This window comes from Streptomyces albus subsp. chlorinus, assembly GCF_013302895.1.
Classification (GTDB): domain Bacteria; phylum Actinomycetota; class Actinomycetes; order Streptomycetales; family Streptomycetaceae; genus Streptomyces; species Streptomyces chlorinus.
This window is the reverse complement of sequence record NZ_VJOK01000001.1, coordinates 793752-801170: the sequence shown is the minus strand read 5'-3', so window position 1 is coordinate 801170 and position 7419 is coordinate 793752. Positions and strand designations below refer to the sequence as shown.

The following is a 7419-nucleotide window of genomic DNA, read 5'->3' as shown; positions in this document are numbered from 1 at the left end:
GCGGCCGAAGCCCGGCTCGCGGGCCGCCGAGACGGAACACCACACGGCCCGCGCCCGCGTGGAGGCGCTGGAGACGCTGGGCGCCCGTGCCCAGGAGCGGGCCCGCCGCCTGGCGCCGCTGCGGACGGCGTACGACCGCGTGGCCCGGCTGGCGGCGCTGACGGCGGGTACGTCCGCCGAGAACGAGCGCCGCATGCGCCTGGAGTCGTATGTGCTGGCCGCCCGTCTCGAACAGGTCGCCGCGGCGGCCTCGGCGCGCCTCGGCAGGATGTCGGGCGGCCGCTACACCCTGGTGCACTCCGACGAACGCGCCTCCGGGCGCGGCAGATCGGGGCTGGGACTGCACGTGGTGGACGCCTGGACCGGCGTCGAGCGCGACACCGCCACCCTCTCCGGCGGCGAGACCTTCTTCGCCTCGCTCGCGCTCGCCCTCGGCCTGGCCGACGTGGTCACCGAGGAGGCGGGCGGCACCCGGCTGGAGACCCTCTTCATCGACGAGGGCTTCGGCAGCCTGGACGAGCAGACGCTGGACGAGGTCCTCGACGTCCTCGACTCGCTGCGGGAGCGGGACCGCTGTGTCGGCATCGTCAGCCACGTCGCCGACCTGCGCCAGCGCGTCCCCGCCCAGTTGGAGGTCGTCAAGACCCGCACGGGCTCCGCCCTCCGCCACCACGCCGCCCCGGCGCCGGGCTGAGGCCCCCGTACGCCCGCGCCCCTTCCCGCCGCCGGGGTGCCGGACGGCCCACGGCCGGGGCAGGACCGCAGGCGGCGGGAAGGGCCGGTCCCACAGGGCCGGTCTCACAGGGTCGGTCTCACAGGGCCGAGAGTTCGGTCACCAGGTCGTCGAGGCCGAGGGAGCCCAGGGAGAGAGCGGCCATGTGCCAGGACTTGGCGTCGAAGGCGTCCCCGTGCGCCCGCTGCGCCGCGGCCCGGCCCTGCAGCCAGGCCCGCTCGCCCAGCTTGTAGCCGATGGCCTGGCCCGGCATGCCGAGGTAGCGCACCAGCTCGCTCTCGACGAACTCGGCCGGGCGGCCGCTGTGCATGCCGAAGAACTCCTGCGCCAGCTCGGGCGTCCACCGCTCGCCGGGGTGGAACGGGGAGTCCTCGGGGATCTCCAGCTCCAGGTGCATGCCGATGTCGACGATGACCCGCGTGGAGCGCATCATCTGCGCGTCCAGGTAGCCCAGGCGGCGCTCGGCCGTGGTCAGGTACCCCAGTTCGTCCATCAGCCGCTCCGCGTACAGGGCCCAGCCCTCGGCGTTGGCGCTGACCATGCCCACGGTCGTCTGGTAGCGGGAGAGCTTGTCGGCGACGTAGGTCCACTGCGCGAGCTGGAGATGGTGTCCCGGCACGCCCTCGTGGTACCAGGTGGTGACCAGGTCGTAGACCGGGAACCGGGTCTCGCCCATGGTGGGCAGCCAGGTGCGGCCCGGCCGGGAGAAGTCCAGCGACGGCTGGGTGTAGTAGGGGGCCGCGGCGCTGCCGGGCGGGGCGATGCGGGACTCGACCCGGCGGACTTCCTCGGACAGTTCGAAGTGGGTGCCGTCCAGCTCCTCGATGGCCTGGTCCATCAGCCCCTGGAGCCATGCGCGGACCTCCTCGACCCCCTCGACGGCCTCGCCGTGGGTATCCAGGTGGCGCAGCGCCTCCCAGGGGGTCTGAGCCCCGGGGAGGATCTTCTCCGCCTCCGTGCGCATCTCGGCCAGCAGCCGGTGGAACTCCTGCCAGCCGTAGCGGTACGCCTCCTCCAGGTCGAGGTCGGCGCCGTTCCAGTAGCGTGCCCAGCGGGCGTACCGTTCGCGGCCGACCGTCTCGGGCGCGCCCGCGACGCCGGGCGCGTACACGTCGCGCAGCCAGTCGCGCAGCTCGCGGATGGCGCGGGACGCCTCGGCGGCGGCGCCGTCCAGCTCGCCGCGCAGCGCGTCGGGCCCCTCGGCGGCGAACTGGGCGAACCAGCCGCGGTCGTCGGCGCCGTCGGTCTCACCGAGCCACTCCGCCAGCTGCCCCAGCACCGTGCTCACCTGGCGCGGCCCGGCGTGCAGGCCCCGGGCGAGCCCCTCGGCGAGCGAGGCGCGGTAGCCGTCGAGCGCGACGGGCATGGCCCGCATCCGCTCGGCGACCTTCTTCCAGTCCTCCTCCGTCTCGGACGGCATCACGGTGAAGATGCCGCGTACCGAGTGGACGGGCGAGCTGAGGTTGCTGACCGCGCGCAGGCCCTCGCCGGCCTCGTGGACGGCCAGCTCGGCGGTCAGCCGCTCGCGCAGCAGCCGGGCGCAGCGCCGCTCCTCGTCGCTGTCCGCGCCGGGCCGGGCCTCGGCCGCCGCCAGCTCGTCCAGGGTGGTGCGGCACAGGGTGGCCATGGCCTCCTGGCCGGCCGGGGAGAAGTCGGGCAGCCTTCCGTGGCTCTCGGGTACGCCCAGGTACGTGCCGGAGATCGGGTCGAGGTCGACGAGCGCGTCGACATAGGTGTCGGCGACCTGGCGGGGGAGGGGACCGGGGGTCGCTGAGGTGTTTGCATCGGACATGGGCCCATCCTCGTACGGGCGGGCCCCCGCCGTCAGCTCCCTCTCGACTCGCCCCTGACGCCGTGCGCGAACACCGGGCCGGCCCGGCGGCGCACACGGGGCCGGCCCGGCCGCGCGGGTCAGCGCGGTGCGACGGTGGCCGGTGCCAGCGTGGCGGTCACCACCAGGGTGCCCTCCTCCACCTGGTAGTCGAGCGGAAGCCCCAGCCCGCGCATGGCCGCGACCATGGCGGTGTTGGACGCCTGGGTGACCGCGTAGACGCTCTCGCAGCGTGCCTCCCGCGCCATGTCGGTCAGCCGCCGCAGCAGTGCGGAGCCGATGCCCCGCCGCTGCCAGGCGTCCTCGACGAGCAGCGCCGCCTCCGTCTCGTCGCCGTCCCACAGCAGGTGCCCGAGCGCGACCAGCTCACCCGTGGGCGACTCCACGGCGAGGGTGCGGCCGAACCGGGGGGAGAGCAGGTGGCGCAGATAGGAGTCGGCGTCCTTGACGGGTCCGTGGTAGCGCTGGCGCAGCGTCTGCCGGGAGCAGCGGGCGTGCAGGGCGAGCGCCCCTTCCAGGTCGCCCTCGCCGGCGCGGCGGATGGTGACGGCCCGGCCCTCGGGGAGGGTCAGCGCGTCCCTGTGCGGCGGGGTGCGCCGGCCCAGCCGCGCGTCCAGCTCCACCAGTGCGTGTGCGCGCGCGTATTCGGTGGGAGTGAAGGGCACATGGGGCCGTTCCACGACGATCTCTCCTCCGGCAGGGTCGGGCAGGCGCAGCGACGTACCCTCCAGTGTGCCTTCCCCGGGGGTGTCCCCGGGCACGGAACGGATACTGCACCGGCCGAGCAAGCTGCGGAGTGCGAGGGGGAGTTCGGCGCTGTCGAGCGCGGTGCGGGTGGCCAGGCCGAGCACCCGGGCGGGGCCGTCGACCAGGTCGTGCGCGTCGGCTCGCTCGACCCGGGCACCGGTGCCGCCCGCCCCGGTCAGCAGCCGTGCCAGCGCCTCGGGTTCCAGTGTCACCGGGGTGCGCAGCAGGAACTCGTCCACCGTGCGGTCGCCCAGCGGGTGTGTCTGGAGCGAGAGGATGTCCACCTGGTGCGCGGCCAGTGCCACGCACACCCGCGCGAGGGAGCCGCGTTCCTCCCGCACGGTGGTCCGCGCCCGCCACAGCGTCGTCTCACCCTCCGCGCCCGGCCGCCCGTCCGGCTCGGCGCCGCCCTGTCCGGGCCCCGGGTGCGTGTCCTGGGCGCACCATGCCCGCCAGCCGGCCCGCGCGGCGCGAACCGCCCGGTGCCAGGGGCGCGGTGCGCCGGTCGCGGGGCCCGTCTTCTGTGCGGCAGCGTCATCAGCCATACGCCCACCCTCGCGGACGGTCATTGCCTGGCCACGAACGACGCGTGACGGGTGCGTAAAAAGAGCACCTGGCGGCTAAACGTCCGTTTTCGGCCGCCGCGCCTCCGCTTCCGTGCGGCGGGGTGACCGCAGTGGTGGCGGGGGTCGCGGTGACCGCGGTGTGGTGGCCCGGGCGGGGGCCGTCAGCCGCGCGCCAGCCGACGCAGCACCTGTCCGCACCGGTACGCGTACAGGTGCTGGAAGACCCGCACCAGGGGGCCGCCCGCGCGGGTCCACCACAGCGCCGGCCTGCTGTAGGCCGACACCGTCAGCCACACCCGCCCGTCCTCGGCGTGCTCCACGACGAACGCCTCCTCGCCGCACTGAGGATGCCCCGGCAGCGTTCCGTACGCCCAGCCGGTACGCCGCTCCTCCCGGACCGTCCACACCACCCGGCACGGTCCCCTCACCCGCAGCGGCCCCACCCCCAGACCGACCGTCACCAGCACCCCCGGCGCCGCGCGGCCGGCGTCCGTCGCCATCGTCACGCCCATCGCACGGTGCGCACGCCACTCCATCAGCGCGCGCGAGGCCGCCTCGAAGACGGCCCTGCCCTCGCCCACCCGGGTGCGCACCCGCAGGCGGCCGAAGCCGGGCGGGACCGCCCCGGAAGCGGTTCCGCCGACGGGGGAGTAGGTGAAGGCCCGGCCGGTGCCAGGCACGTCCGCTACTGGCCCACCCGGCCGGGCTGGAGCACCTGCGTGAACAGCACCGCGCCGCTCTCCTCGCGCAGCCGGACGGTCAGTTCACCGGTGGAGCCGTCGATGTCGACCTGGCCGAAGTACTGTCCGTCCTCCGTCGGCGGGGTGTTGGCACGGGTGGGCGCCTTGACGAACTTCTGGTCCGGGCCGAAGGTGCCGTCCAGCTTCAGCGCGGCGAACCCGCCCGCGTTCAGCGGACCGGAGACGAACTCCCAGAAGGGCTCGAAGTCCTTGAACGCCGCCTTGGCCGGGTCGTACCGCTGGGCGCACGTGTAGTGCACGTCCGTGGTGAACCACACCGTGCCGGTGATCCGGTGGTGCTTGATGTGCCGCAGCAGTTCGGCGATCTGCAGCTCGCGCCCCAGCGGAGCCCCCGGATCGCCCTGCGCGACGGCCTCGAAGTCGGTCTTGCCGTCCGGGACGACCAGCCCCAGCGGCATGTCCGAGGCGATCACCTTCCAGGTGGCGCGGGAGTGCGACAGCTCCCGCTTGAGCCACCTCAGCTGCCGCTCGCCGAGGATGCCCTGCCTGTCGTCCGGTGTGCGGCCCGGCGAGTTGGCGTTGCGGTAGGAGCGCATGTCCAGCACGAAGACGTCCAGCAGCGGACCGTGCCGCACCACCCGGTAGACCCGGCCGTCCTCGTCCTTGGGCGGCAGCGTGCCGAGCGGGAAGTACTCGCTGAAGGCCCGCAGGGAGCGGGCCGCCAGGGTGGAGACGTCCTTGACGGTGTACCGGTCGTCGTCCAGGATCTCGCCCGGATACCAGTTGTTGAGCACCTCGTGGTCGTCCCACTGCACGATCGAGGGGACCTGCGCGTTGAAGCGGCGCAGCTTCTGATCCAGCAGGTTGTAGCGGAAGTTGCCGCGGAACTCCGCCAGTGTCTCGGCCACCTTGGACTTCTCCTCCGTGGTGACGTTCCGCCACACCCCGCCGCCCGGCAGCTCCACCCGCTCCTGGATGGGGGAGTCGGCGTAGATGGTGTCGCCGCTGTTGAGGAAGAAGTCCGGGTCCAGCCGCCGCATCTGGTCGAAGATGGGGTAGCCGCCCCGGTCCGGGTTGATGCCCCAGCCCTGGCCGGCCAGGTCGCCCGACCACAGGAACCGGACGTCACGCCGCCGCTCGGGGGCCGTACGGAAGGTGCCGTGGACGGGCCTGCTGGTGCGCCGGGGGTCGTCCGGGTCCGCGAGGGTCACCCGATAGTGGATCTGTTGTCCCGGGGGCAGTCCGTGCAGCGCGGTACGCCCCGTGAAGTCCGTGTCCGGCCCGACGAGCGGGCCGTGCCACCGCCGGGGGTTGCGGAACGCCTCCGTCGCCGCCGTCTCCACCATCATCCGCGCCGGGCGGTCCGACCGCACCCACACCAGCCCCGAGGACGTCGTCACATCCCCGGCCTGCACCCCCCAGTCGGCCGACGGGCGCCCGCGCCAGGCCTGCGCGGGCGCCGCCGCGCCCAGCAACGGCAAGGACAGGGCGGCGCCCGCCACGGCCGTACCGCGCAGCACGGTGCGCCGGGCAGGGGCTCTGCCGGTCGTCGGATCGCCTTGTGCCATGGTGCGGCCTCCTCGCAAACGAAGCGTCAGGTCCTGGCCGGCCGGACCGGCGGACGCGTGATCAACGACAACAGCTGTATCCGTTCCGTGTGCCGCGCACACGAAGCCCCAGTGAACACCCGACGTCACATCCGGCTGAAGGGGCGCGGCCCGACTGCGTACCGTCCGGCCGCCCGGATCGGCCTAGGATGCCGCTCCACGGGGCAACCCGGCCCGTACGCCACCCCTATGCCGACTCCCGGCCCAGGAGGCCAGATGACCACCAGCCGCACGCCCGCACAGATGCGCGAGGAGATCCGGGCGCGGGGCCTGGCACCGCACGGACCCGCGCGTGTCGCCCGGGCGGAGGAACTGGTCGCGCAGGCCGGGGCCCTGGCGGAGGCGGGCACGCGCGAGGGGCGGGCCGCGCTGGGCGAGGCCCTGCTCCATCTGGCCGCCAGCCGCGCCTTCGGCTCACCCGCCCGCACCGCCCACGAGCCCGTCGCACGTGCCCTGCGGCTGCGGGACGCGCACCCCGACGCCTTCGGCAAGGACGCCTCCTTCGCGCTCCTGTGGTCCCTGCGCTGGGCCGTCGAGGACCTGCTCGCCGACCCCGGCACCCCGGCGGCGGAGGTCGAGGAGTGGCTCGCGGCGATGGGCCGCCGCTACGCCGGCGCGGGCCTGTCCCAGCGCGCCGTCCACGCACGGCACTTCATGGCCGCCCGGTCCTTCGGTGACCCGGCCCGTGCCGACCGCGCCTACGCCGCCTGGCTGGCGGCCGAACGGGACGGCAGCGCCGACTGCCCCGGCTGCGAACTGGCCTGGCGCGGCCGGTTCCACGCGGAACGCGCCCGGGAGACCCAGGAGACCGCGACGGCGGGGCGTTTCGGGGCGGACGGGACGGAGGCGGGCTCGGACGCGGGGGAGGACGAGGCCGCGCTGCGCATGTGGGAGCCGGTGCTGCGCGGCGAGTACCCGTGCGGGAGCCAGCAGCCGTTCCTGCTCGCCGACTCGCTGCTGCCCCTGCTGCGCCTCGGCCGCTTCGACGAGGCACGCGGCAGGCATGTCGCCGGGTACCTGCTGGTGCGCGACGTCCCCACCGCGCGGACCGCCCTCGCCCGGCACCTGGAATTCTGCGCGCTGACCGGCAACGAGCCGCGCGGACTGCAACACCTGGCCGAACAGGGCACCACGTGCTGGGAGCCGCACGGCGACCCGGCCGGCCACGCCGCCTGGGCGGCGGCCGTCGCGCTGCTGACCCGCCGGCTCACCGACAGCGGTCACGGCACGCTCG

Annotated in this window: 5 protein-coding genes and 1 pseudogene; 2 read left to right on the top strand and 4 right to left on the bottom strand. The window is 74.6% G+C overall.

What is annotated here, in order from left to right; translation table 11 throughout:
- Nucleotides 1–694 (top strand): SbcC/MukB-like Walker B domain-containing protein (locus tag FM076_RS03735; protein ID WP_274598783.1); only part of this gene is annotated, 694 nt, incomplete at its 5' end.
- A gap of 118 nt (nt 695–812) precedes the next feature.
- Here FM076_RS03735 and FM076_RS03730 read toward each other — a convergent pair.
- From FM076_RS03730 to FM076_RS03715, 4 genes are all read right to left on the bottom strand, one after another.
- Complete coding sequence (locus tag FM076_RS03730) at nt 813–2525, bottom strand: DUF885 domain-containing protein (RefSeq protein ID WP_173868512.1); 1713 nt, start codon at nt 2523–2525, stop codon at nt 813–815.
- A gap of 119 nt (nt 2526–2644) precedes the next feature.
- Nucleotides 2645–3856, bottom strand: a complete 1212-nt coding sequence (locus FM076_RS03725; RefSeq protein WP_173868511.1) for a GNAT family N-acetyltransferase — start codon at nt 3854–3856, stop codon at nt 2645–2647.
- Between the two features lie 182 nt (nt 3857–4038).
- A complete protein-coding gene (locus FM076_RS03720; RefSeq protein WP_173868510.1) occupies nt 4039–4557 on the bottom strand; it encodes a DUF1990 family protein in 519 nt (172 codons plus the stop codon).
- Nucleotides 4558–4562: 5 nt separating this feature from the next.
- Complete coding sequence (locus tag FM076_RS03715) at nt 4563–6146, bottom strand: alkaline phosphatase D family protein (protein ID WP_173868509.1); 1584 nt, start codon at nt 6144–6146, stop codon at nt 4563–4565.
- A 255-nt stretch (nt 6147–6401) separates the two neighbouring features.
- Between FM076_RS03715 and FM076_RS03710 the strand changes: the two are divergent.
- Nucleotides 6402–7419 (top strand): annotated as a pseudogene (locus FM076_RS03710) (hypothetical protein); the annotation flags it as partial.

Bases quoted from the DNA above. Each gene is read 5' to 3' on its own strand.
- FM076_RS03730 (WP_173868512.1), bottom strand. From the start codon at position 2,525: ATGTCCGATGCAAACACCTCAGCGACCCCCGGTCCCCTCCCCCGCCAG.
- FM076_RS03715 (WP_173868509.1), bottom strand. From the start codon at position 6,146: ATGGCACAAGGCGATCCGACGACCGGCAGAGCCCCTGCCCGGCGCACC.
- FM076_RS03725 (WP_173868511.1), bottom strand. From the start codon at position 3,856: ATGGCTGATGACGCTGCCGCACAGAAGACGGGCCCCGCGACCGGCGCA.